Source organism: Halorubrum ejinorense (assembly GCF_055389685.1).
In genome coordinates, this window is record NZ_AP043777.1 from 875,347 (window position 1) to 899,507 (window position 24,161).

Annotated in this window: 27 protein-coding genes; 12 read left to right on the top strand and 15 right to left on the bottom strand. The window is 69.4% G+C overall.

Annotated features, from left to right (window positions below):
- Nucleotides 1–83 precede the first annotated feature (83 nt).
- Entirely contained in the window at nt 84–239 is a 156-nt protein-coding gene (locus tag ACZ5KW_RS05400; RefSeq protein ID WP_343775630.1) for a hypothetical protein, read from the top strand.
- Between the two features lie 101 nt (nt 240–340).
- Nucleotides 341–787: a hypothetical protein gene (locus ACZ5KW_RS05405; protein ID WP_371152243.1), complete on the top strand. Its 447-nt coding sequence runs from the start codon at nt 341–343 to the stop codon at nt 785–787.
- Nucleotides 788–924: 137 nt separating this feature from the next.
- Here the strand turns inward: ACZ5KW_RS05405 and ACZ5KW_RS05410 are convergent, their stop codons facing one another.
- On the bottom strand, nt 925–4,089 hold the full coding sequence (locus ACZ5KW_RS05410; protein WP_343775622.1) for an adenosylcobalamin-dependent ribonucleoside-diphosphate reductase: 3,165 nt from the start codon (nt 4,087–4,089) through the stop codon (nt 925–927).
- A gap of 425 nt (nt 4,090–4,514) precedes the next feature.
- On the opposite strand from ACZ5KW_RS05410, the gene ACZ5KW_RS05415 reads away from it, so the two are divergent.
- Nucleotides 4,515–4,757 carry a hypothetical protein gene (locus ACZ5KW_RS05415; RefSeq protein ID WP_343775620.1) on the top strand — a complete coding sequence of 81 codons (243 nt, stop codon included), beginning with the start codon at nt 4,515–4,517 and terminating at the stop codon, nt 4,755–4,757.
- Nucleotides 4,758–4,787: 30 nt separating this feature from the next.
- Here ACZ5KW_RS05415 and ACZ5KW_RS05420 read toward each other — a convergent pair whose 3' ends face one another.
- Complete coding sequence (locus ACZ5KW_RS05420) at nt 4,788–7,055, bottom strand: CDC48 family AAA ATPase (protein WP_343775617.1); 2,268 nt, start codon at nt 7,053–7,055, stop codon at nt 4,788–4,790.
- Entirely contained in the window at nt 7,052–7,303 is a 252-nt protein-coding gene (locus tag ACZ5KW_RS05425) for an Hsp20/alpha crystallin family protein (protein ID WP_343775615.1), read from the bottom strand. Before ACZ5KW_RS05425 ends, ACZ5KW_RS05420 begins: the two co-directional genes overlap by 4 nt.
- A gap of 204 nt (nt 7,304–7,507) precedes the next feature.
- On the opposite strand from ACZ5KW_RS05425, the gene ACZ5KW_RS05430 reads away from it, so the two are divergent.
- From ACZ5KW_RS05430 to ACZ5KW_RS05445, 4 genes are all read left to right on the top strand, one after another.
- Nucleotides 7,508–8,278 (top strand): alpha/beta fold hydrolase, encoded by a 771-nt coding sequence (locus tag ACZ5KW_RS05430; RefSeq protein WP_343775612.1) that lies wholly within the window; start codon nt 7,508–7,510, stop codon nt 8,276–8,278.
- An 84-nt stretch (nt 8,279–8,362) separates the two neighbouring features.
- Nucleotides 8,363–9,049 (top strand): DUF2391 family protein, encoded by a 687-nt coding sequence (locus ACZ5KW_RS05435; protein WP_343775609.1) that lies wholly within the window; start codon nt 8,363–8,365, stop codon nt 9,047–9,049.
- Between the two features lie 147 nt (nt 9,050–9,196).
- The gene (locus ACZ5KW_RS05440) at nt 9,197–9,571 is read left to right on the top strand and encodes an Hsp20/alpha crystallin family protein (protein WP_343775606.1); all 375 of its coding nucleotides are present in this window, start codon (nt 9,197–9,199) and stop codon (nt 9,569–9,571) included.
- A 3-nt stretch (nt 9,572–9,574) separates the two neighbouring features.
- Nucleotides 9,575–11,248, top strand: a complete 1,674-nt coding sequence (locus ACZ5KW_RS05445) for an ABC1 kinase family protein (protein WP_343775603.1) — start codon at nt 9,575–9,577, stop codon at nt 11,246–11,248.
- Nucleotide 11,249: 1 nt separating this feature from the next.
- Here ACZ5KW_RS05445 and ACZ5KW_RS05450 read toward each other — a convergent pair whose 3' ends face one another.
- The 4 genes from ACZ5KW_RS05450 to ACZ5KW_RS05465 form a co-directional block, all read right to left on the bottom strand.
- On the bottom strand, nt 11,250–12,155 hold the full coding sequence (locus ACZ5KW_RS05450; protein WP_343775600.1) for an FkbM family methyltransferase: 906 nt from the start codon (nt 12,153–12,155) through the stop codon (nt 11,250–11,252).
- Between the two features lie 25 nt (nt 12,156–12,180).
- Nucleotides 12,181–13,329, bottom strand: coding sequence for a site-2 protease family protein (locus tag ACZ5KW_RS05455; protein WP_343775597.1), 1,149 nt, complete (start codon nt 13,327–13,329; stop codon nt 12,181–12,183).
- Nucleotides 13,330–13,526: 197 nt separating this feature from the next.
- Nucleotides 13,527–13,787, bottom strand: a complete 261-nt coding sequence (locus ACZ5KW_RS05460) for a DUF7123 family protein (RefSeq protein ID WP_343775594.1) — start codon at nt 13,785–13,787, stop codon at nt 13,527–13,529.
- 360 nt (nt 13,788–14,147) lie between these two features.
- A complete protein-coding gene (locus tag ACZ5KW_RS05465; protein WP_343775591.1) occupies nt 14,148–14,972 on the bottom strand; it encodes a molybdopterin synthase in 825 nt (274 codons plus the stop codon).
- A gap of 132 nt (nt 14,973–15,104) precedes the next feature.
- On the opposite strand from ACZ5KW_RS05465, the gene pyrH reads away from it, so the two are divergent.
- The 4 genes from pyrH (at nt 15,105) to ACZ5KW_RS05485 (ending at nt 18,811) form a co-directional block, all read left to right on the top strand.
- The gene (gene pyrH / locus ACZ5KW_RS05470; protein ID WP_343775589.1) at nt 15,105–15,824 is read left to right on the top strand and encodes a UMP kinase; all 720 of its coding nucleotides are present in this window, start codon (nt 15,105–15,107) and stop codon (nt 15,822–15,824) included.
- Nucleotides 15,821–17,536 (top strand): lysine--tRNA ligase, encoded by a 1,716-nt coding sequence (gene lysS, locus ACZ5KW_RS05475; protein WP_343775587.1) that lies wholly within the window; start codon nt 15,821–15,823, stop codon nt 17,534–17,536. Before pyrH ends, lysS begins: the two co-directional genes overlap by 4 nt.
- On the top strand, nt 17,537–17,788 hold the full coding sequence (locus tag ACZ5KW_RS05480) for a DUF7573 domain-containing protein (protein WP_343775584.1): 252 nt from the start codon (nt 17,537–17,539) through the stop codon (nt 17,786–17,788).
- Between the two features lie 111 nt (nt 17,789–17,899).
- Entirely contained in the window at nt 17,900–18,811 is a 912-nt protein-coding gene (locus ACZ5KW_RS05485) for a sensor histidine kinase (protein ID WP_343775581.1), read from the top strand.
- On the opposite strand, the gene ACZ5KW_RS05490 is transcribed toward ACZ5KW_RS05485, so the two are convergent.
- The 4 genes from ACZ5KW_RS05490 to ACZ5KW_RS05505 form a co-directional block, all read right to left on the bottom strand.
- The gene (locus tag ACZ5KW_RS05490) at nt 18,795–18,929 is read right to left on the bottom strand and encodes a hypothetical protein (RefSeq protein ID WP_343775579.1); all 135 of its coding nucleotides are present in this window, start codon (nt 18,927–18,929) and stop codon (nt 18,795–18,797) included. The genes ACZ5KW_RS05485 and ACZ5KW_RS05490 overlap by 17 nt on opposite strands.
- Before the next feature lie 105 nt (nt 18,930–19,034).
- Nucleotides 19,035–19,328, bottom strand: coding sequence for a DUF5808 domain-containing protein (locus ACZ5KW_RS05495; RefSeq protein WP_343775576.1), 294 nt, complete (start codon nt 19,326–19,328; stop codon nt 19,035–19,037).
- 97 nt (nt 19,329–19,425) lie between these two features.
- On the bottom strand, nt 19,426–21,165 hold the full coding sequence (locus ACZ5KW_RS05500) for a bifunctional N(6)-L-threonylcarbamoyladenine synthase/serine/threonine protein kinase (protein ID WP_343775574.1): 1,740 nt from the start codon (nt 21,163–21,165) through the stop codon (nt 19,426–19,428).
- A gap of 9 nt (nt 21,166–21,174) precedes the next feature.
- Nucleotides 21,175–21,480 carry a 30S ribosomal protein S24e gene (locus ACZ5KW_RS05505; RefSeq protein ID WP_343775572.1) on the bottom strand — a complete coding sequence of 102 codons (306 nt, stop codon included), beginning with the start codon at nt 21,478–21,480 and terminating at the stop codon, nt 21,175–21,177.
- 149 nt (nt 21,481–21,629) lie between these two features.
- Here ACZ5KW_RS05505 and ACZ5KW_RS05510 point away from each other — a divergent pair, with 149 nt between their 5' ends.
- A complete protein-coding gene (locus ACZ5KW_RS05510; protein ID WP_343775570.1) occupies nt 21,630–22,214 on the top strand; it encodes a hypothetical protein in 585 nt (194 codons plus the stop codon).
- A 42-nt stretch (nt 22,215–22,256) separates the two neighbouring features.
- Here ACZ5KW_RS05510 and ACZ5KW_RS05515 read toward each other — a convergent pair whose 3' ends face one another.
- Genes ACZ5KW_RS05515 through ACZ5KW_RS05530 form a run of 4 tightly spaced genes read right to left on the bottom strand, consistent with a single transcriptional unit; the run spans nt 22,257 to nt 24,161 of the window.
- On the bottom strand, nt 22,257–22,871 hold the full coding sequence (locus ACZ5KW_RS05515; protein ID WP_343775568.1) for a GTP-dependent dephospho-CoA kinase family protein: 615 nt from the start codon (nt 22,869–22,871) through the stop codon (nt 22,257–22,259).
- 25 nt (nt 22,872–22,896) lie between these two features.
- The gene (gene spt4 / locus ACZ5KW_RS05520; protein WP_343775566.1) at nt 22,897–23,094 is read right to left on the bottom strand and encodes a transcription elongation factor subunit Spt4; all 198 of its coding nucleotides are present in this window, start codon (nt 23,092–23,094) and stop codon (nt 22,897–22,899) included.
- Nucleotides 23,094–23,669: a DNA-directed RNA polymerase gene (locus tag ACZ5KW_RS05525; protein WP_050026201.1), complete on the bottom strand. Its 576-nt coding sequence runs from the start codon at nt 23,667–23,669 to the stop codon at nt 23,094–23,096. The genes spt4 and ACZ5KW_RS05525 overlap by 1 nt, the downstream gene beginning before the upstream one ends.
- Nucleotides 23,670–23,690: 21 nt before the next feature.
- Nucleotides 23,691–24,161, bottom strand: coding sequence for a PIN domain-containing protein (locus tag ACZ5KW_RS05530; protein WP_343775563.1), 471 nt, complete (start codon nt 24,159–24,161; stop codon nt 23,691–23,693).

Below are 24,161 nucleotides of genomic sequence, written 5' to 3' on the forward strand. Positions count from 1 at the left end.
GGACGCCGCGCGCTCGTCGGCCTAAATCGTGTTTTAGGGATATGTCGACAACGTATTTTTATGAGAACCAGTAACACGCGTCTATGGCCGACGACGCAGACAGATCCTCCGTCCGATCGAGCACGGAGTACGCTCGCGCCCGGACGCGGTGTCCGAACTGCGGCGACCGCGTGCCCGCGGCCGGCCGGAACACGGAGGCGACGGAGTGCCCGAACTGCCACCGCATGGTTCGGACCTGACGCGGGCGGGCCGTCCGCGCCGCCGCTCGCCCCCGACTTATAAGCGCACCGTCGCGGACGCCACGGCAACCCTTTTCGGCCGCGCCGACGAACGCTCGCCCATGGCAGACGACGACGCGACCGACCCCGAGAACGGCGCGGCCGGCGAACAGGGCGACGCCCCCGAGGGCGACGACGGCGAGGAGAAGTCCTTCCGCGAGCGCGTCGAGGAGATCCGCGAGCGACGCGAGGAGGAGCGCGAGGAGGGCGACCGGCCCGACCCCGAGGAGATGATGGGCGGCGGCGGCCCGCCGGGGATGGGCGGTGGCGGCGGCGGGAACCCCTTCGCGCAGATGATGTCCGGCATGATGGGCGGCGGCGGCGGCCCCGGCGGCGCGGGCGGCCCCCCCGGCATGGGCGGCGGTCCCGGCGCGCAGGGCGAGCGCGGCGGCCGCGGCGACGACGGCGGCAACGAAGAGCTCGTCCGCGAAGTGCGCCAGCTCCGCGACGAGGTCCGCGACGCGACGCGACAGCTCCAGCGCATCGCGCAGGCGCTCGAAGACGACTGACCCGGTGCGGTAGCGGTTCCTCTTAGTTCTCGCCCCCAGAGAGCGTCGCGTTCGCCTCTAGACCGACGAAGCCGCCGCTGACGGAATCCGGCGTTCAATAAAAGGAACGGCGTCGTCGGCCGCTCGTTACCGCCCGCTCAACACTCCGACCAGCCGCACGACTCGCACGTCTTGCAGCCCTCGGAGTAGTAGAGGTTCATGCCGCCGCACTCGGGGCACTCGGGCGACTCGCCCGCCGCGATGAGCTCCTGCATCGCGTCGTCCGCGCCCGCCGCGTCGTCCGTCTCGGCCGCCTCGGGCGCGTCGAGTGCGCCCTTGTCGGCCGCCGCGTCGGCGGCCGCGCCGCCGTCGGTCTGGCCCGGTCGGCCGGCCGACTCGCTCACCGCGCTCCCCTCGACGTCGTCGAGGCTCTGCTGTTGGGGGATCCCCTTGTCGACGTCGTCGTCGAGGTAGCGGCGCAGGGCGGTGCCGATCGCGTCCGGGATCGACTGGATCTGCTCGCCTTTGTCCCACGCGACCTTCGGGCTCCGGGTGCCCTGTAGCTCGTCGACGATCTCCTCGGGGTCGACGCCCGAGCGGAGCGCCGTCGAGATCACCTTCGCGAGCGCCTCGGTGAAGGAGTTCGTGTAGCCGCCGGAGTGGCCGATGTTCGCGAACAGCTCGAAGGGGCGGCCGTTCTCGTCTTCGTTGATGGTGACGTACAGCTTGCCGTACCCGGTCTCGACGCGCTGGGTGACGCCCGACAGGGAGTCGGGGCGCGGGCTGCGTTCGCTGTAGTCGATCTGCGGCTGCTCCGTCGCTTCGAGCAGGTCCGCGATCTCCGTGTCGATGGCCGCCTGGACGTCCTCGTTGTCGAGGAACGCCTCGATACCGCCGAACACCTCGCCGATCTGTTCGACGATCGTCTCCGCGGCCTCGCTCTCGTCGGCGAACTCGGTGTTCTGTGCGCGCGTCGTGAGCACCTGCTTCGAGCGGGTGCCGTCGCGGTAGTAGGTGACGCCCTTCCCGCCGTTCTCGTAGATGTACTCGAAGACCTCCTTGGCGTCGCCGAGCGTGGAGTCGTTCGGCGCGTTGACGGTCTTCGAGATGGCGGAGTCGACGCCCTTCTGGCAGGCAACCTGAACCCCGGCGTGGTCCTTCGCCGAGAGGTCGCCGGTGACGACGAACAGCTCGCCGATGGCGTCCGGAACCGTCTCCAGCCCGTCGACGCCGTCGAACTCGTTTTCTGCCATCTGCGTCTGCGCCTCCTCCTTGACGGCCTCGACGTCGACGTCGTTGGCCTCCAGGGTGCGCAGGAAGTAGTCGTCGAACTCGACGAGCATCTCGTCGCCCTGAACGTCGTCGGAGACGTTCTTGTAGTAGGCGACGTTGTAGATGGGCTCACAGCCGCCCGTCGTGTTGCCGATCATCGACGTCGTCCCCGTGGGGGCGATCGTCGTCGTGTTGTGGTTGCGGATCGGGAAGCCGTCCGCCCACTCGTCGGCGTCGAGCCCGGTGTAGTGTTCGAACCAGTCGCCGTACTCCGTCGGGTTCGCGTACTTCGAGTCCTCCCAGTCGTTGAACGTCCCGCGCTCCTCGGCGAGCTCGTGGGAGGCCAGCTTCGACTCGTGGTTGATGTGGGTCATCAGCTGGCGGGCGATCTCGTTGCCCTCCTCGGAGCCGTAGCGGACGCCGAGCTGGATGTACAGCTGCGCCAGCCCCATGATGCCGAGTCCGATCTTCCGCATGTCGCGGACCTTCTCTTCGATCTCGTCGACCGGGAAGTCGGACATCGTGACGACGTTCTCTAAGAATCGCGTGCCGTACGCGATCCGGTCGTCGAACTCCTCGAAGTCGATTGCCTCCTCGAGGAAGGCGTCGATCGCGGCCGCCTCGGAGTCGTACTCGTCGGCGTGCTCGTCGGACCAGACGCGCCAGTCCGGCGCGTCGAGGTCCGCGAGCGTCGAGAGGTTGATGTGACCGAGGTTACAGGCCTCGTACTCCTCGAGGGGCTGCTCGCCGCAGGGGTTCGTCGCGAGGATCCGGTGGTCCGGGTTCTCCTCGACGTCGAAGGAGTGCTCTTTGTTGATCCGCTCGAGGTAGACGACGCCCGGCTCGCCGTTCTCGTGGGCGCCCTCGATCATGTCGTCCCAGATCTCGGCGGCCGGGATCGAGAGCTCCTCGCCGACTTCGACGTGCTCGCCGAGCCCGAACATGTCGTAGAGCTCCTTCGTCTCCGGCGTCGCGACGTGGGCCTCTCCGGTGCGGGGGTTGGTGAAGGTGAACTCCTCGTCGTTCCGCAGGGCGTCCATGAAGTCGTCGGTGACGCCGACGCTGATGTTGAAGTTCGAGAGGTGGCCCTCGACGGCGTTCCGGAGGTGTTCCGGCACCTTGCCGTCGTCGTCGATAAGTTCGCGCGCCTCCTCTAAGGCGTCCGCGAAGGAGTTGTGCGTGAAGTCGTCGGGGTCGTTGAGCCGCAGCGAGTGGGCCAGCGAGACGTCTTTGTTCTTCGCGTGGATGAACTGGATGACGTCGGGGTGCGAGATGCGCATGACGCCCATCTGGGCGCCGCGGCGCGCGCCGCCCTGCGCGATCGTCTCGCACATCTGGTCGAACGTCCGCATGAACGTGATCGGCCCGGAGGCGATGCCGCCGGTGGAGCCGACCGCGTCGCCGTAGGGCCGAAGCTGCCAGAAGGCGTACCCCATGCCGCCGCCCGACTGGAACACCTCGGCCGCCTCCTTGGCGGTCTGGTGGATGTCGGTGATGTCGTCGCCCGGGGAGTCGACGAAGCAGGCGGAGAGCTGCTGGAGCTCGTCGCCCGCGTTCATCAGCGTGGGCGAGTTCGGCATGAAGGAGAGCGACTCCATCCCGTCGCGGAACGTCTCCGCGGTCGACTCGACGTGGTCGCGCACGTCGTCGGGCAGCTCGGGAACGACGGTGTCGTACGCGAACTTATTGACGTTGTCCTCCGTCAGCGTCGTCTCGACGTCGTCGCCGGCCGTGGTCCCCGTTCCGAACACTTCGGCCGCGAGCTCGTCGCGCCGGGGGTGGTCGGGCTTCAGCTGGTCGGGCGTGACCGTGACGTCGACGCCCTGCCGTCCGGCTTCGAAGACGGCCTCCGCGAGCGCGACGTTGCGCGCGACGCGGTCGAACAGCTCCTCTTGGTCCTCGTCCGGTTCGCCGTCGGCGTTCTTCCGGAGGTAGCGCGCGGGCAGGATGTTGTGATAGGCGTTGCCCGTGAGGCGCTCTTCCATCGTGTCGCCGGTGGTGCGTTTGATCGGCAGTTCGAGGTCGTCGGCGGTGACACCGTCGCTGCTCATTCGACGGTCACCCCGCTGGACTGGCGTGGGATCTGAATCATTTGTAGTGTTGGTGTACTGGCGAGGCGGGCCCTTGTAGGTTCGGATGTTCGGACCCGATCGGCGCGTATATGTCCGATTCGCTATGTAACGTCTGTGCCGCGCGTCTGACGCTAACTCCGGTACGTCACCAAGGGACGGGTTCCGGACACATAAGCGTAGCCAGACCGGAGTGAAACTGAACGGTACTCGGGGAAACCGCACGGAGGAAGGGGTCTCCCACCGGAAGAAAAGGGGGGTCGCCGCCGGCGTTTCCCGCGGTGTAGACGGACGTTGCCGTCGTCGTACCCGCCGTGTCGGCGCGTGTACGTCCGGATTTCCCGCAGATCTTGCCACGAACCTATCAGATTTCCATAACTGTCCCCGCGGTCCGGTCCCACAAGCTTATGCCCGGCGTCGCCGTGGGCCCGCACATGACCGCATCATCGCTCGCGCTCGCCGGGCTACTCGCGCCGGCACAGGCCGCGCTGCTCGGCAGTCAATTCGGCCAACTGCTCGTCGCGCTCGTCGCCGTCGCGCTCGTCATCGTCGTCGGAAAGTTCGTCCTGAAGCTGGCGTGGCGGCTCGTGACGATCGGGATCGTCGTCGTCGCCGCGTTCTACCTGCTGTCGGCGATCGGACTGATCTAAAAAACGCGGCCGCGAAGTCGGGAGCGCGCCTTACTGGAACGCCGCGCCCGGTTCGGCCTCGTCGCGGTTGACCTCCGACCGCTGGAACTGCTTTTCTATCTCCTCGTACCGCTCGCGCGTCTCGGGGGTGACGCTCGGGTTCACCTCGTTCAGCGCGTCCTCGAAGTGCGCCATCGTCACGCGGACGTTGCCGACGGACTCGCCGACCTCCTCCCGCGTGACGCTGCCGATGAACTCCCGGGAGGCGTTCATCGACGCCTCGCGAGCGACCGCCTCGATGTCGGCGCCGACGTACCCCTCTGTCTTGCGGGCCAGCGCGTCGAGGTCGACGTCGTCGGCCAGCGGCTTGCTGCGCGTGTGGACCTCGAAGATCCGGCGGCGCGCCTCCTCGTCGGGGACGGGCACGTGGACGTGCCGGTCCAAGCGACCGGGGCGCAGCAGCGCGGAGTCGATGAGGTCCGGACGGTTCGTCGTCGCGATGACGACCACGTCCTCCAGCGATTCGAGGCCGTCCAGCTCCGTCAGCAGCTGGGAGACGACGCGCTCGCCGACGCCGGAGTCGCCGGAGTTCTTGCCGCGCTCGGTCGCGATCGAGTCGATCTCGTCGAAGAACACGATGGTCGGCGCGTTCTCGCGGGCCTTGCTGAACACCTCGCGGACGCCCTTCTCGGACTCGCCCACGTACTTGTTCAACAGCTCGGGCCCCTTGATCGAGATGAAGTTCGACTCGCTCTCGTTGGCGACGGCCTTCGCGAGCAGGGTCTTCCCCGTGCCCGGCGGGCCGTACATGAGGACGCCCTTGGCGGCCTGCATGTCGAGCTCCTCGAACACCTCGGGGTACTCGAGCGGCCACTGGATCGTCTCGCGGAGCCGCTCTTTGGTGCCCTCGAGGCCACCGACCTGGTCCCAGCTGACGTCCGGAACCTCGACGAACACCTCGCGCAGCGCCGAGGGCTCGATGCCCTTTATCGCCTGCTTGAAGTCGTCCTCGGTGACCTGAATGCTGTTCAGCACGTCGGCGTCGATCTCGTCCGATTCGAGGTCGATCTCGGGGCGGATGCGCCGCAGCGCGTGCATCGCGGACTCCTTCGCGAGCGACTCGAGGTCGGCCCCGACGAAGCCGTGCGTGTTCTCAGCGTACTCGTCTAAGTCGATCCCGTCGGTCAGCGGCATGTTCCGCGTGTGGACCTGGAGGATCTCCTTGCGACCGTCGCGGTCGGGCACGCCGACCTCGATCTCGCGGTCGAAGCGACCGCCCCGTCGGAGCGCCTGGTCGATGGCGTCGACGCGGTTCGTCGCCCCGATGACGACGACCTCGCCGCGCTCCTCGAGCCCGTCCATCAGCGAGAGGAGCTGGGCCACGACGCGGCGTTCCACGTCGCCGCCGGCCTCCTCGCGTTTGGGCGCGATCGAGTCAAGCTCGTCCATGAAGATGATCGAGGGCGCCTCCTCAGCGGCCTCCTCGAACACGTCACGGAGCTGCTCTTCGCTCTCGCCGTAGTACTTCGACATGATCTCCGGGCCGGAGATGGTGTGGAAGTTGGCGTCGATCTCGTTGGCGACCGCCTTCGCGATCAGCGTCTTCCCGGTGCCCGGCGGCCCGTGGAGCAGGACGCCCTTCGGCGGGTCGATGCCGAGGCGCTTGAACAGCTCCGGGTGCCGCATCGGCAGCTCGATCATCTCGCGGACCTGTTCGAGCTCGTCGTCGAGCCCGCCGATGTCCTCGTAGGTGACGTCGGGCCCCTCGCCGGTCCCGCTCCCGGCCTCGCCGCGGTCGGCGATCTCCTCGGCGGAGATCTCGGAGATGCTGATCTCCGTCTCGTCGGTGATGACCACCGTGCCGCCCGGGCTCGTCTCGGCGATCTTCATCGGAACGGCCTGCGACTGGCCGCCCATCAGGCCGAAGCCCATCGACGTGCGGATCGTCTGTCCTTCGGTGACGGGCTGTCCGGAGAGCTTGTCGCGGATGAACGGAGCGATCTGGCCCCGCACCCGCAGCTGGCTGGGGAAGGCGATCGTGACCGCGTCCGCCCGCGAGACGTCGACGTCCTCGACGGTCACGCGGTCGTCGATCCCCACGTCGGCCTCCTGTCGGAGGCGGCCGTCGATGCGGATCACGCCGGTCCCGTCGTCCTCGGGGTAGCCGGGCCAGACGCGCGCGATCGCGGCGCCCTCGCCACCCTCGACGCGGACGATGTCCCCGCCGGAGAGCCCGAGCTCGTCGGCCGCGACGCGGTCGATCGCCGCGAGCCGTCGGCCGGCGTCCTTCTGTTTCAGGGGCTTGACGGTGAGCTTCATCGCTCGCCCTCCACGGTGAGCACCCCGTTCGTGACGCTCGCGGACGTGGCCGTCCCGGGCAGCTCGAACTCAGATTCGACCGGCTCGTCCGGTCCCTCAACGACGACGATCGCCGTCGTGCCGACGGTGTCGACGGTGACGGCCTCGTCGTCGACGCCGAGATCGGCGGCGACGATCCAGCCGTCGTCGTACTCGTACCGGCGGAGCAACGCGCCGTCGCCGGTCGATCGAGTTTGTATGTGATTCATCCTAACTACGAGTTAGTGGTGTAGATATTTAAAGCTGTCGCTCAAAACCGCAAGACGTGGCGCTATTCACTCGCTTCGGTAGTGTAGCGGTTCGGGGTCGAAATACGCCACACCCGGCCGCCGCCGGGGCGTTCGGTTCACCGATCTCGCTGCGGCCCCGGCTCCCTCCGGCGTTTATACCGCTCGGCGTCGAACCGTCTCGACATGGAACGGGTCACCCACGACGGTCGCGCGACGGCGTACCGCCGCTTCGACCGCGGCGGCGAGGGGCCGACGGTCTGTTTCGTTCACGGGAGCGGCGGCACGAAGGACGTCTGGAAGTCGCAGGCACGGCTCGCGGACCGATACCCCGGCGTCGCCGTCGATCTCTCCGGGCACGGCGACAGCGACGACGTCGGGACCGCGGCGGGCCCGGAGACGCTCGACGCGTACGCGGACGACGTCGTCGCGGTCATGGAGGCGACGGACGCGACCGCGCTCTGTGGCAACTCGCTCGGCGGCGCGGTCGCGCTCCGGATCGCTCTCGACCGCGACCTCGGGCTCGACGGGCTCGTCCTCGCCGGCACGGGCGCGAAGCTCGGCGTGGCCGACCCCCTCCGCGACGCGCTCGCGAACGACTTCGAGCGGGCCGTCTCGCTGCTTCACGCGCCGGGCCGACTGTTCCACGACGCGCCCGCCGAGTACGTCGACCTCTCCGAGGCGGCCATGCGTGCGTGCGGGCGAGAGGTCACGGAACGGGACTTCCTGACCTGCCACGCCTTCGACGTGCGGGACCGCCTCGACGGGATCGGCGTCCCGACGCTCGCGGTCGTCGGCGAACACGACGAACTGACCCCGCCGGCGTACCACGAGTACCTCGCCGACAACGTCCCCCGCGCCGAGTGGACGACGGTCCCGGACGCCGCGCACCTCGCGATGATCGAGCGTCCGGCCGCGTTCAACGACGCCCTGTCGGGCTTTCTCGACTCGCTTTGAGCGAGAGCGGCGCCGCTCTCGTACCGAGGCGCGCGAGCCCGCTCGTCAGTACCCTTTTGGCGCCCTCGCGCGTCCCGGCGACATATGGTCGACAGCGACGAGCGAGACCCCGACGCCGGTGAGGCGGAGCCGCAACCCCACGTCGACCACGGCCCCGCCGAACCCGACATCGACGACCTGCTCGCGAACCTCGACTCGCTCAGCGACACCGTCGACGACCCGCGCGAGCGCGAGAAGGTCAAACAGACCATCTCGCTCGTCGAGCGGATGCCCGGTCGCTCGGTGCTCACCGAGCGGATCACCAAGTACACCTCGCGGGACCTGGCCGAGTCGTTCGTGGGGGCGGTGCTGTTCGCGCTCCCCCTCCTCGTCGAGGGTGGCGTCTTCGAGATCGCGGCGTGGTTCGCCGCGACGACCGTCCGGGGGGTCCCCGTCCTCCTCTTCGTCCACGTCGGGTTCGTGCTCGCCGCCGTCGCCGGGCTCCTCTACTTCGCGGACTTCCGGCAGATCACGATCCGCCACCCGATATTCGGGCTCATTCCCCGTCGGTACGCCGGCGTTCTCCTCGTGTCGCTGACCACCTCGGCGGTGATGCTCCTGTTCTGGGGACGGCTCCACGAGGGCGACCCGACCGCGGCGGAGCGCGCGGGGCGGATCGCGGTCGTCTGGGCCGCCGCCGCGTTCGGCGCGGGGCTCGGCGACATCCTCCCCGGCGAATCGCAGGGCGAGGACCTCGGGAAGTTCGACCTCGACATCGGCGACGACGACTGACGACGACTGACGAGGGTCACAGGGGCCCTCGAGGCGGCCTGACGAACGCGCGGACGGCCGGCGGCGTCGCCATCGTCGGTGCGAGGTCACGCGGCCGGAACCCGCCCTTTCCACAGCTTTTTCGCCGCGGCGACCCTACCATCGTCCATGTCAGCGCTACGCGACGCGCTCCGGGACCTCCCGGACGCGGTGTTTGCGGATCTCCTCGAATCCGACGAGGGGTACGTGCTCGTCGTCGACCTCCCCGGCGCGACCGCCGAGACCACCGAGGTCCTCGTCGAGGACGGACGGATCGATATCGAGGGACGCCGCGACAAGGCCGTCCCCGACGGGTTCGAGTACGTCCGTGAGGACCGCCCGCTGTTCCTCGACGCCGAACTCCCCCTCCCCACCGACGCCGACGGCGCCGGAGCCGACGCCGAGATCGACCGGGGCGTCCTCGAGATCTCCCTCCCCAAGCGAGAGCGCGAGGTCTCTCGGAGCATCCCCGTCGACGACGCGGACGACGAGGGCGACGCCTGACGGGTGGTCACGCTGGTCAACCTTCGCGCGTACTGGCGGTTCGTCGTCGTTCTGCGGCAGTTCTCGCCGCTCATCATCACCTACTGGCGTGACAGTCGGCGGTACTTCCTGTTCGGCGGGAGCCGCGAGGTCGACGCCGAGACCCAGCGCGAGCGGGCCGCGGTCCTGCTCGACATCCTGCTCACGCTCGGCCCGACGTTCATCAAGCTCGGACAGATCCTCTCGACCCGGCCCGACATCCTGCCGCCGGCGTACATCGAGGTGTTAGAGGGGCTCCAAGACGACGTGCCGCCCGCCCCGTGGGAAGAGTCGAAGGTCGTCCTCGAAGACGAGTTCGGCCCCGTCGACGAGACGTTCGACGACTTCGACCGCGACCCGATAAGCGGCGCGAGCCTCGGACAGGTGTACACGGCTCAGTACGAGGGGAACTCGGTCGCCGTGAAGGTCCGCCGGCCCGGGATCGAGTCGCTCGTCGAGGCCGACCTCCGGACGATCCGCTGGTCGATCCCGCTGATCAAGCGGTTCACCGGCGCCGGCCGAGCGTTCTCGCTGGAGAACCTCGCGGACGAGTTCGCCAAGACGATCCGCGAGGAGATGGACTACGACCGCGAGCGGACGATGCTCGAAGAGATCCGCGGCAACTTCGCCGACAACGACCAGATCCGCATCCCGGAGACGTACGAGGCCGTCTCCGGGCCGCGGGTGCTCACGATGGAGTACGTCCCGGGCACGAAGATCAGCGACATCGACGGGCTCGACGAGGCGGGCCACGACCGGACGGCCATCGCGGAGACGCTCCAGGAGGTGTACCTCCAGATGATCATCGAAGACGGCGTGTTCCACGCCGACCCCCACCCCGGGAACCTCGCGGTCGCGGACGACGGCGCCGTGATCTTCTACGACTTCGGGATGGCGGGCCGCGTCGACCCGTTCATCCAGGAGAAGATCGTCGACTTCTACGTCGCGGTCGCCAGACAGGACATCGACGCCATCCTCGACACGCTGATCTCGATGGGCACGCTCTCGCCGGAGGCGGACCGCGAGGTGATGGGCAACGTGATGGAGCTGGCCATCGCCGACGCCAGCGGCGAGGACATCGAGCAGTACCAGGTGAACCAGATCATCGAACAGGTGGAGTCGACCATCTACGAGTTCCCGCTGCGGCTCCCGCCGAACCTCGCCTTGGTCCTCCGGGTCGCGACCGTCGTGGAGGGGGTCTGCGTCACGCTCGACCCCGACTTCGACTTCATCTCGACGGCGACCGACTACCTCCGCGACGAGGGGTACTACGAGCAGACCGCCCGCGACCTCGCCGAGGACGCCGGCAGGCAGGTCCAGCGGACCACCGAGGCGCTGTTCACGGTCCCGCCGAAGGCCGACGAGTTCCTCGACCGCGCCAACCGCGACGACCTGACCGTCAACGTCGTCTTGGAGGACGACACGAAGGTCTTAGAGAAGCTGGCGATGCGGATCGCCTACTCGGTGCTGCTCGCTGTCGGCGTCCTCTCGGCGACGATCCTCTACTCGTTCGCGGAGAACTGGCGGCTCGCGGCGGTCGTCCTCGCGCTGGCCGCACCGCTCGCGATCGCGCTGTACCGGTCGTTCCGGAGCAAGCGCGGCCTCCGCGCCACCCCGCAGTTCACCCGGCAGGGAATGAAGAAGCGCCGGGAGGACTGACTCACGCCTCCCCGTTCGGCTCTCTCGTCGGCCGACAGACCCACACGTCTCCCGCCTCCTCGACCGCGTAGCCCCGCGTCTCGAGCCACGTCAGGAGAGCCGCCGCGTCGGACTCCGCCGGCCCGGTCGCGGCTCGTGTCGACTCGTCGCCCGCCGGTTCGCCGTGGACTTCGACGACCACGAGCGGGCGACACGCCGCGATCGTCGCCGCCGCGCCCCGGAGCACCGCGGCCTCGCGGCCCTCCACGTCGACCTTGATCGCGTCCGGCCGCGGGACCGAGTCGAGTGGCTCGGCGCCCTCCGTATCGCCGGTGCTGCCCGGCTCGTCGGCCTCGTCGGCGCCGTCCGTCTCTTCACCCTCGCCCGCTCCGTCGCCGTCACCCACTCGCTCGACGAGGTCGTCGAGCCGGCGGATCGGCACTCGCTCGGTGCCCGCGACGCTCGCGCCCCACCTCGTCGCGAGGTCGCGGTCGAACGCGGAACACTTCGAGAACGTCGACCGATAGAAGGTCAGCGTCGCGTTCGCGTCCCCGAGGCCGGCCCGCCTGAGGTCGATCCGCTCCCCGAGCCCGTTCCGTTCGACGTTTCGAGCCAGCCGGTCAGCGCTCTCGCCGTTGGGCTCGAACGCGACCACGCGCCGGTCGGTACCGCGCGCTAGCGGGATGGCGTGCTCGCCGACGTGCGCGCCCACGTCGAGGATCACCGCGTCGTCGGGGAGTCGGTCGAGCGCCGCGAGCCCGGGGTCGTCGCCGTGCGGGTTCGTCGGCTCGTAGCTCCAGTACCCCCCGGCGACCGTGCGCTTCGGGGTGGCGACGCCGAGAGCGTACGTCAGGTCGGCGAGCCGGTACAGCGTCCGGAAGCCGAGCCGCTCGACGCCAGTTCGCAGCCGGGAGAGAACGGCGGTCACGGCGTCGATATCACCCGTTTCGCCGTCATGCGCCGACGACCTGGATCGGAACGAGGAGGAAACAGAGCGCGCCGACGGCGAACGTGGCGACACCGACCGCGAGCCGGGCGAGTCCCAGCCCTCCCTCGTCCGTCGGGTTCGCCGGACCGTTGAACGCGATCACCGCCGCGAACACGCCCCAGAACGCCCACAGCCCGACGGACTCGTTCAGCCCGAGGCCCCGCCAGAAGTGGAGGTACGCGGCGATCCCGAACAGGACGCCGGGGACGAGCGCCGCCACCGTCTCCTGCCGCGGGCCGACCATCGCCCGGACCATGTGGCCGCCGTCGAGCTGCCCGACCGGCAGGAGGTTCAGGAGGGTGAAGAACATCCCCACCCATCCGCCGATCACGACCGGATGCGCGGTGAGTTGCGGGTCCGCGTAGCTCGTCGGCCGGCCGAGGAGATCGGAGATGAGGCCCAAAAGCGGCGGGTTGTTGAACCGGATCATCGTCTCCGACGCGTTCGCGAGCTCCGCGGGCACCCGAATCGGGTCGAGCGACAGCCCGATCGCGGTCACCGTCACCGTCGCGACCAACCCCGCGATCGGCCCGGCCGCGCCGATGTCGAAGAGCACCTTCCGCGAGGGCATCCGTCCGCGGATACGGATGACGGCGCCGAGCGTCCCGAACGGGAAGACGAACGGGATGACGTACGGAAGCGAGACGGGGACGCCGTGATAGCGGCCGGCGGCGTAGTGGCCGAGCTCGTGCGTCATCAGCACCCCGAGGACGGCGGCGGTGAACGGCCACGCCTGAAGCAGGGTGAGCGGGTTCGATTGGATCTCCGCGAGCGGAACGTAGTACCAGCCGTACGCGCCCACGAACAGGGTCGACAGCACCGTGGCCGCGAACATGGCGAGGTTCACCCAGGGGATCCCGTCTCGCCCGCGGTCGAACGGCGTGGCGACGACGACGTGACCGCCCTCGACCGCCTCGACGTCGACCTCGTAGCCCGCCTCGCGGAAGTGGGGGGTCAGCTTCCGCAACAGCGTCCGCTCCGGGACGTACGACTCGCCGCGGTACCGCACGCGGCCGTCCTCCTGCCGGACCTCGTCGATCCGGAAGAACGTCCGGAGCGGTTCGGGACGCGGCGCGCCGTCAGCGGCCGTCGCCGCGTCCTCGTGTTCTGGCATCGTCACGTCGTAACTCGTCGGCGAGTATAAACCCCGCGTCGGCGGGTACGGGAACCGGAACCGGCCGGTCGAACCGGTCGGTGGCGGGGTCAAGCGGGCGGTCGGTCAGTCCGAAAAGCGCGTTACGGGGACCACGCCGCGGACCGAGCGCGGCGGGGATCAAGCGGGGTACGGTTCGTTCGCGGCCCGAGACCGATTCAGGCGGGCTCGACGCGCCACGTCGTCGCGCCCGTGTACGACCACTTCTCGACGGTGAGCTCCGTCGCGGAGTCGCGGAGCTTCACCATCAGGGCCCCGATCTCTTTCGGCGAGAGGTCGACATCCTCGGAGATGAACTTCCCTTTGAAGTACATCTCACCGTCCTGTGCGCGGTCGATCAGGTACCGCTTCAGCCGCTCTTCCTTACTGCGGTCATCGTTCGCGCTCGCGTTCGTGGAGGGGTTCGTCGTCGCGCTCATAGTACATCCCACGCTTGCCGCCGAAGGGTGTTATAAAGGTGACACCGTTGGGCGACGTTCAGGGGGTTTCACCGCGTTTCATCGAAACTCGCGGGCTAAAACGTGTCTGACGGACTCTTCAGAAACGTTTCAAAGCGCTTTAGAAATTTTATGCTCTGTTCTAAGGGCGTTTCCTCGAACGGAAACCAGACCACCGAGTCGCTCACCGATACCCCGCTCGCTCGCCAACTGCCAGCAAAAACAGCCGCATGCTGCTCCCTCCGAGGCGCCGACGCGGCCGCCGCGCGCTCGGTCGGGCGCTCCGACGCGGCCGGATCTGAAGCGACGGGTCGGGTGGGTCGGACCGATTAGCCCCTCCGTTCAGTCGCGGCGGTGTACCCAGAACGTCTCCGACTCCGTCGCCTCCTTCTTGAAGATCGGAACCTCGTCTTTCAGCCGGTCGATCCCGTCTTCGACCGTCCGGAACGCCTCACCCCGATGACCGGCGAGCACCACGACGAAGACGATGTCCTCGCCCGCCTCGATCACGCCGGTCCGGTGGTGCATCCGCACGTCGAAGACGCCGTCCCGGGCCGCGAGTTCGTCGGCGATGGCGTCCATCCGCTCTCCGGCGACCCCCTCGTACTTCTCGAACGCGAGGTGAGTCGTCCGGTCGTCGTCCGGGCCGTCGCGGGCGCGGACGCGCCCGGTGAACGTCGCGATCGCGCCCGATCGGTCGGCGTCCGCAGACGCCTCGACGCGCCGCACCAGCGCCTCCCGGGTGATCCACGGCTCCGCCTCGTCGAGGTCGGCGACGAGGGCGTCGAGGTCGACGTCGTCGGGTTCGGCCGCGGTCGCGAGGACCGTCCCCGGAACGCCCTCGGGGTCCGGGTTCGGACCGAGGAGGACCGCGGGCACGCGCAGCCGCGACGCGCCGACCGCGAGCAGGTAGTCGTGGTCGGGCGCGAGGCCGTCGAGGAGGTCGTCGAACCCCTCGACCGTCCCCCGACCGCTCCAGTTCCCGTCCCCGTCGAACGCGATCGCGGTGTCCGCTCCGGACGCGTCGTCGCTCGGCTCCGGTTCGGACCGGGGCGTCTCGTCCGGGTCGCCGTCGCGTTCCACGACCGCGACCCGCCCGTCGAGCCGCGCCGCCAGCCGCCGCGCCAGCGCCGACGCCCCGTCACCGACGATCGATATCGGTCGCATACCCGAGGGCGGGCCGCGACCGGCTTAGGCGTTTCCCGGTCGGCTCGACCGCTCCGAGAGTACCGCCCGTCCGCTTCCCGCCGCGTCCGGGCTTGACAATCCTTAAGACCGCGACAGGGGTAGTCGTCGCCAATGAGAGTCGTCGTTTCTATCGGCGGGAGCGTGCTCGCGCCGGACCTCGACCCCGAGCGCGTGGCCGCGTACGCCGAGGCGATCGAACGGCTGGTCACCGACGGCTGCGAGGTCGGGGTCGTCGTCGGCGGCGGGGGCGTCGCCCGCGAGTACATCGAAACGGCCCGCGACCTGGGCGCCAACGAGGTCGAACTCGACCGGCTCGGTATCGGCACGACCCGCCTCAACGCCCGGCTCCTGATCGCCGCCCTCGGTGACCGCGCGAACCTCGCGCCGGCGACCGACTACGAGGAGGCGGGCGCGGCGCTCCGCCGCGACGAGGTGGCGGTGATGGGCGGCGTCACGCCCGGGCAGACGACGGACGCGGTCGCCGCCGCGTTCGCCGAGTCGGTCGACGCCGACCTGCTCGTGTACGCCACGAGCGCCGACGGCGTGTACGACGCCGACCCCAACGCCGACCCGGACGCGACGCAGTTCGCGACCCTGTCGCCGGCCGAACTCGTCGAGGTGGTCCTCCCGATGAGCCGCGACGCGGGCGCGTCCGCCCCCGTGGACCTGCTCGCGGCGAAGCTGATCGACCGGGCGGGGATCCGCTCGGTCGTTCTCGACGGGACCGACCCGACCGCCGTCGTCGACGCGGTCCTCCGCGGTGACCACACCGGGACCGACGTCGTCCCGGTCGACGCCGACGAACCGAGCCGCTGGGCGGGGAACAGATGAGCGCGGACGACGCCGCTCCCCCCGAAGGCGACGACTCCCCACACATTCTCTCGGGGGGGTCCGCGCTCGACGACGGGGACTCCGCCGACGGAAGCGACGAGGCGTACCACGCCTTCTGGGCCGACGTGGTCGCCGACGAGGTCGAAGCGCGCGACCCCGACGAGCCGATCGTCATCAAAGGCGGCGTCTCGCCGTCCGGGGTCGCCCACCTCGGCAACTTCAACGAGATCATGCGCGGCTACTTCGTCGCCGAGGTGCTGCGCGACCGCGGCCACGAGGTCCGGCAGGTGTTCACCTCCGACGACAAGGACCCGCTGCGGAAGGTGCCGCGCAAGCTGGCGAACGCGGACGGCGACATCGTCGGGCTCGGCGAGGTCGACGCGGGCGCGCTCGGCCGCAACCTCGGGAAGCCGTACACCGCGATCCCGGACCCGTTCGGCGAGGCGGAGTCGTACGCGGCCCACTTCGCCGGGCTGCTCAAGGCCGACGCGGACCGGCTGAACGTCCCCGTCGAGATGCTCTCGAACACGGCGCTGTACGCCGAAGGCGACTTCGACGACGCGGTCCGAACCGTCCTCTCCGACGCGGACCGCGTCCGCGAGGTGCTCTCCCCGTACCAGGACAAGGTCGACGACGAGTACGTCCCGTTCAACCCGATCTGTGCGGAGTGCGGGAAGGTGACGGAGACGGTGACGGCGATCGATCTCGACCGCGAGACCGTCGAGTACGTCTGTACGGACATGGACGCCGGCGGCAACACCATCGAGGGCTGCGGCCACGAGGGCACCGCGACGTTCCGCGAGGGGAAGCTCCCGTGGCGGCTTGAGTGGCCCGCCCAGTGGGGGGTCCTCGGCGTCGACTTCGAGCCGTTCGGGAAGGACCACGCCGAGGGTTCGTGGCCCTCCGGCGTCGACGTGGCGCGAAACGTCTTCGGCGAGGAGCCGCCCGTGCCGATGGTGTACGAGTGGTTCACGCTCAACGGCGAGGCGTTCTCCTCTTCGGAGGGGAACGTCGTCACGGTACAGGAGCTGTTGGAGCTGCTCGAACCCGAGGTGCTGCGCTTCTTCTTCGCGCTCCACCCGAAGAAGGCCCGCGACCTCGACATCGGGCGGCTCGACCAACTCGTCGACCGCTTCGACCGGTTCGAACGCGCCTACTTCGGCGAGGTCGACGACGAGGACCTCACAGCGTTCGCCGAGCGCGCGTACCCGTTCGTCGTCGGTCGAGCGGACGACCCGCCGACGGAGAAACCCCTCAGGCTCCCGTACACGTTCGCGGCGGTCCTCGGGATGGTCGACGACCCCGACTTCCGCGAGCGCCTCGCCCGCGACGAGGGGCACGTCCCCCCCGACGCGGACGCCGACGCCGTCGACGCCGCGCTCGCCAGGGTCGAAAACGCGCGGAACTGGGCCGAGCGGACCGAAAACGAGTACGACTACCTACTCCAGACCGACCTCCCCGCGGTCGAGTTCGACGACGCGGTCGCGGCCGCGCTCGACGACCTCGCCGACTTCGTCGCCGCCGGCCACGACGGCGAGGAGATTCAGGCGGCGATGTACGAGACCGCTCGCGACCACGACGTCGAGGTCAGCGACTTCTTCGCGGCGGGGTACCGCCTGTTCTTCGACGACACGCAGGGCCCCCGGCTCGGCGAGTTCCTCGGCGAACTGGAGCGCGACTACGTCGTCGACCGCCTCCGGCGGGAGGCGTAGATGTCCGAGGACCGGTCGCTCGACGACTTCGCTCCGGACGCCGGCACCGAGGCCGGAGCCGACGGCTCGGAGGCTGCCGTTGACGACGGCTCGAACGCGGCCGTCGACGGCGACGTCGACCGCGTCGACCCCGCGAGCCCCACCTCGACGTGGCACGCCGACGGCGCGGACTGCGACCGGTGCGGCGAGCGGGTCGAACGATGCTGGCGCGACGGTGACGCCCTCGTCTGTGCGGACTGCGCGCCGTGGTGAACCCGGTCGCCGTCGCTGGCGGTCCGGGCGGGTCGCCGGTGAAAACTTAAGCCGTCGGCCGTCGAGATGTTTCCTGCGAAGAAAATCCACCGGGTGTAAAACTAAATATAAATGAAATATACCTCGGAACACCTCTTCGGGCGGTCGGCGACGGTTCTCACCGCCGTGTACCTCTGTGGCGGAGCGCTGTTCGCGCTCGCGGTCGACGTCGCGGTCGCGTCCGTGAGCGGGTCCGCGGTCGGGTGGACGCCCGCGCGCCTCGCGGGTGACTGGCTGCTGGTCGCCGGCTCGGGTGCGATCCTCTACGGTGCCGTCACCCACCATCGGCGGCGGGCGGAGGCCGCCAACCGGGAGCTCGAAACCTCGAACCAGCAGCTACAGGTTCTGAGTCGGGTCTTTCGGCACAACATCCGCAACGACCTCAACGTGATCCGCGGCTACACCGACCTGCTGGCGGACCGGATCGACGACGACCGGAGCCAGCAGTGTCTGGAGACGATCCGACAGACGACCGACGACGTCGTCGCCATCAGCGAGAAGCTCCGAGCGATCGAGGACGCGTCCCCCGACCACCCCGAGGGCCGCGTCGACCTCGTCGACGCGGTCGACGAGGCGGTCGGCGTCGTCGACGCCGGGAGCGCCTCGGTCAGCGTCGAGGCACCCTCCGAGGCGTGGATCCGCGCCGACGACTCCGTCGCGTACCCGATCCGCGAGGTGTTCGAGAACGCGGTGACGCACAACGACGGCGCGACGCGCCGCGTGGAGGCGACGGTCCGCGAGAACGGGACGACCACCTGCCTCGAAGTCACCGACAACGGGCCGGGGATCCCGCCGGACGAGCGCGCGGTGTTACAGGCCGAAGAGGAGACGCCCCTCTCGCACGCGAGCAGTATCGGACTGTGGCTCGTCAAGTGGCTGTGTGAGACGCAGGGCGGCACCGTCCGGTTCGCCGCGGACGACGACGGCACCACGGTCCGCCTCCGGTTCGAGTCGGCGTCCGAGCCCGCTAGTCCAACTCGGTGATCGTCACGGCGTACACCGCGCCGCAGTTCCCGCATTCGACGTGGACCCCGCGGCTGGTCTGACCCCGAGTGAACTCGGAGATCTCCTCCGAACACGAGCATTCGAACTCTACTTTCATTACCCGAAATACAGTCTACTCGTATTTAAAAGAAACCGATGCGGAATCAACGTTGAGACCGCCGACCACGACGCGGACGAGGCCGGCACCCCCTCGCGGTTAAGATCAGTCGTCGTCGACGATCACTTCGACGGGCCCGTCGTCGTCCCCGTCCGCGGACTCGTCGACGGCGGCCGCTCCGCCCGACTGTTGCTGCTGGTAGTAGAGCCCGCCGGCGACCGCGAGGACGATCCACGAGCGCCAGTTGGCGAGGTTCAGCGTGTACCCGATACCGAACGGCTTCTCGACGAGCATTCCCTTGTCGGGCTGCCAGTACGACGAGAGCAGCCGCCCGAGGCTCGGACGCTCGAAGTTGTACGGGATCCCGAGAACCTCTCCGGACGACGGTTTGTCTGCCATATCCGTACGTCTATCCGCCGGCACCATAAATCGTGGCGCCACCGATCGGCGATCGAACCGCGGACGTCCACACGACCGATCGGCCGATCCCCCGCCGTCAGCGGTAGCGACCACGGTTCGCCACGTCCCGAAGTCGGTCGAGGACTTCGCCGTCGCCGGTTGCCTCGTACCCGGCTTCGAACGCCGCGATCAGGGGCTCGGGATCCGTCGCCGTCGCGCGGACGGACCCCTCGAACACGTGGAGGTCCATCGCGTGGTCCTCGACGTGGCCGGTGTGGAAGCCGAGTCCGAAGTCGATGAGATACGTCCGCGACGCGGCGTCCGGCCTCGCGCTCGGTCCCGCGTCCGCGGCGTCGCTCGACTCGCCGTCCGTCTCCGCGTCCCCCGCGCCGCTCGACCCCACTCGCACGTTCCGGGTCGTCGGGTCGCCGTGGACGATGCCGGCGCCGTGAAGCCGTCCGAGGTGGCGGCCGACCGCCTCGGTCCATCGCTCGTCGAGCGCGGCCGCGAGGTCGCGCTCGCCGACGTGCTGAAGGGTCAGCGTTCCGGCCGGGAGATCGACCTCGTACACGAGCGGCGTCGGGACCCCCGCGCGGCGCGCTTCGCTCGTCAGCCGGGCCTCAGCGACGGTCCGGTCGCGTCTGAGCGTGCGGTCTAACTCGGGGTGCCGGTACGACTTCGGGACGCGGCGCTTGATCACGCGACTGTCGCCGCCGTCCCCGTCGACCGTGACGGTCGCCTCCGCGCCGCGGTGATCGGCCGTCGGCGCGCCTCCCGAGTTTGCTCCGGTATCCCCGGGGACCCGTGCGACCGACTCCCCCGACCGCCACGTCACCGGCACCTGGTCCGGTCGGAAGTTCGGGTCGACCGCGGACTCGGCGATCGGGAGCGTGTCGCCGGCCGCGGCCATCTTCGCGCCCAACACGGCGATCATCCCGGCGTTGTCGCGGAGGAATCTCGGCTCCGGCGCGTGGAAGTCGGCGTCGCGAGCGTCACACATCGCGGCCAGCATCTCCCGCAGCCGGTCGTTCTGGGCGACGCCGCCGCCCAAGACGAGTTCGTCGGCGCCGGTCAGCGACAGAGCGCGCTCCGCCACCTCGGTGAGCATCGCGAACACGTGCTCTTGGAGCGAAAAGCAGATCTCGCCGGTCGGGACGCCGGCGTCCGCGGCGTCGTTGGCGGCCGAGCTGATCCCGGAAAACGAGAAGTCCATCCCCTTGACGACGTAGGGCAGATCGAGGAGATCAGCTCCATCAGCGTCCGCTTCCGCCTCGGAGGTGTACTCCGCGGCCGCCGCCTCGACCTTCGGCCCGCCGGGGTGGCTCCAGCCGACGTGCCGGGTGAACTTGTCTATCGCGTTGCCGACGCCCGCGTCCATCGTCTCGCCGAGGACGCGGTACCGCCCGTCGTGGAAACCGAGCAGGTGCGCGTTCGCCCCCGAGGCGTTCAGACAGACGGGGTTATCGAAGCCGGAGCGGTGGCGACCGATCTCCAGGTGCGCCACCATGTGGTTGACCCCGACGAGCGGCACGTCGAGCGTCCCGGCGAGCGACCGCGCCGCGGTCCCGACGATCCGGAGACAGGGGCCCAGCCCGGGACCTCGCGAGAACGCGACCGCGTCGACGGCGTCCGGGCCGTGTTCCGCCTCGGCCGCGGTCAACACCCGGTCGACGACCTCGGGGATCGCCTCGGACATGTGTTCGGCGGCCTCGCGCGGGTGAATGCCGCCGCTGTCCGGTTCGTAGGGGTCGGATTCGATGAGAACTGAGTCGGTCTCGGCGTCGTACAGCGCGGCGCTCGCACACCACGCGGTACCTTCGATGCCGAGAACCCGCATCCGGCGGCGTTACGCTTCCTCGGCGTCCGCGTCCTCGTCGCCGATCTTGTTGCGTTCGAGCATGTGGTCCTGTTCGACGTCTAACGCGTCGGCCGCGGAGTCGTACACCTTCGCGTAGCCGACCGTCTTGCGCATGCCGAACTTCGTGTCGAGCTCGTGGACGACGACCTCCTCGGAGTCCTTGTCGAGCTTGGCCGCGAGCGAGTCGCGGACCGAGAGCCGCGAGGGAGTCGCTTCCTCGTGGGTCGTCTCGAAGCGGATATCGGTACGGTGCAGCATCGGATTCTCGTCCTCGGAGATGATATCGACGTCCATGGTTCAGTTAAGCGTATATCCCCTCGAAAGCTGTAAAAGGATTTCGAAGCGGGGGTGTCGCCGCCGAACTGCTCGCCGGCGGTCGACCGACCGTGCGGTTCGGCGTCAGGGTTTCACCGCTCCGGACCGTGATTCACGTTATCACACGGATGCCCGACGACGACACCCGATTCGATCCGGCCGACCGATCGCGATACGAACTCAAGCGGGCGGCGAACATCGTCGTCCCGATGTCCCCGATCCGGAAGGCACGGATCTGCGGCGGCCTCGCGCTGATCGCCGCGCTCGCAGCCCCGCTCGTCGCGACGCTGCCGGCGCCCGTCCGGGAGGCGGCCTTCACCGGCCCACCGGCGTCGACCTCGCTCGGCGTCGCGGCGGTCGCCCTGTTCGGCACGGTCGCGGCCGCCGGCGCCGGTCTCGGCCTCGTCACGCTCCAGCGCCGCCTCGCCCGCGGTCCGGAGCCGAGCGACGACGACATCTGGACCCTCCTCGCCGCGGAGGACGCGCTCACGGGCGTCGGCTTCGTCACCGGCGGCCTCGGCGTCGTCGGCGGCGTCTCGCTCTTGGCGAGCGGTCACTGGGGGCTCGAAGCGCTCGACGGCCTCCGGCGCAACGGGATCGAACCGTACCTCTCGCTCTCGGCGGCTCCCGTGACGCCGTGGCTGGTGAGCGCGGTCGGCCTCGTCGCCGGGCTGGCCGTCCTCGGCGCGAGCGTCGTCGTCGAGCGCGACTGAGGTCGCTCGACAGAACGAAATGGTTCGTCGCCGTCCCGGCCGCTAGGCCGACTCTCCTTCGTCGAACCCGCTCGGATCGACCCGGAGCGCGTCGCACGCGGCCGCCGTGTCGCCCGACAGCCCCTCGAACAGCTCCCGTGCCTCCCTCCGGGCCTCGGGCGTGATCGCGACGCGGACCATCCCCTCACCGGGCTGGCCGTAGACGACGGTCGATCCGACCGGCGCCGCGAGCATCGCCGGCAGCGCCGCCAGGTCCTCCTCGCCGGTCACCTCGATCGTCACCGGCTCCCCGGCCGCGAGCGCCTCGGCGAGCGCGTCGAGCAGCGCCGTCGACAGCCCGGCAGCCGGATTCTCGACCGCGATCCGTCGCTCCTCCGTGGCCGCGAGCGCGGTCTCTATCTCCGTGCGGACCGCCTCGCGCTCCGTCTTCCCGTCGACGAACGCCACGTCCGGAACGCGACCCGCCTCTCGGAGGTGGTAGGTGACCACGTCGCCGACCGCGATCAGCGGTGCGGGGTCTCCGGCGGTCGAGCCGTACCGCTCTCGGGTCTCGTCGACGGCGTCCAGAAGGGCGGCGACGTCGGTCGTCGCCGGCCCCAGCGGCTCCTTGAACGCGTCGCGAAGGGACTCGGGCAGCGTGAGAAGCGGCTCCGTCATCGGTCTCTTCCCCGAACGCGGACGGTTACCGGACCTTGAGCGCGTACGCGCCCGACTCGGTGACGTTCATCTCCTCGGCGATCTGGCTGTCGGCGGGCTTGGTAATGATGACGTATCCCGCCCAGTCCTCAGTCAACGACGACGACCCGCAGTGTTCGCAGGTCTGGGCGTCGGGGTCGTTGACGTGGTGGCACTCCCGACACGCCAGGCGGTCCTCTGCCATCAGTCGGCCTCCTCACCGGTCTGCTCGCGGTGAAGCCGTTGGCCCTCCAGCCACTCGTGTTTGCCGAGGCCGGGCTGTTTCGCCGTGAGCCCGATCTTCGAGTCGCGAGGGTTGCGCTCGTCGATGCTCTTCGTCACGACGCGGACGCGCACGGCGTCGTCGACGCCGAGCGTCTTGTCGGAGTCGGACGAGGCGAGCTGCTGGTTCGCGCCGTCGAACGTGAGGTACTCGTCGGTGATCTGCGAGACGTGGAGCAGGCCGTCCACCGGACCGATCCCGACGAACGCGCCGAACTCGACCGTCTCGACGACGGTACCGTCGGCGACCTCCTGCATGTCGGGGTCGTAGGTGAGCGCGTCGAACTCCGCCTCGTAGTAGACGCCCGGCCGGTTGTGTAACACCGCCCCGTCGCCGATGTCGTGAACCTCGATGACGCTCACGACGCTGCCGACGTCCTCGTCCATCCGTCCTTCCAGCTTGTCTTGGAGCAGAGCTTTCACCCGCTCGTCGGTGACGTCCGCCAGGTGCTTCGGCGGGACCTCGACCGTGTCCTTGAGTCGAACTCGTTTGTACATGTTGTTGGTTGTCCGCGGCCGCTAGGGTTCCGTTATCGCCAGTGTGTTCCGACCCCTTAAACCGATTACTGGTGCGTCCGCGGCCAGTACCCGGTTCGCGAGGGGTCGATCGTTGGTGACGACGGCGTCGACCCGGCCGGCCGCGGCCAGGGCGACGAGCGCGTCGTCGGCGTACGATTCGTCCGTCTCGACCGTCTCCGCCCGCTCGGCGAGGTCCGCACCGACGCTCGCTGCGGTCGCCTCCGCGCCGTTGCCGCTCTGGAGGTCGGCGAGTTCCGCGACCACCGGCGCCGGAACCACCGTCTCGTACCCCCCGAGGAGCCGATCGAGCTCCTCGAACAGCCGCAGGCCGGCCTCGACCGGCGCCATCAGGGCGCTCGCGTCGAGTGCGACGACCGGGACGCCGTCCGACTCGTCTCCGGCGAGGTCCTCGGCCCGGGCGTCGCCCGCGGCGGTCGACTCCGGACCGTCCGCGCGGGCGTCGTCGGCCAC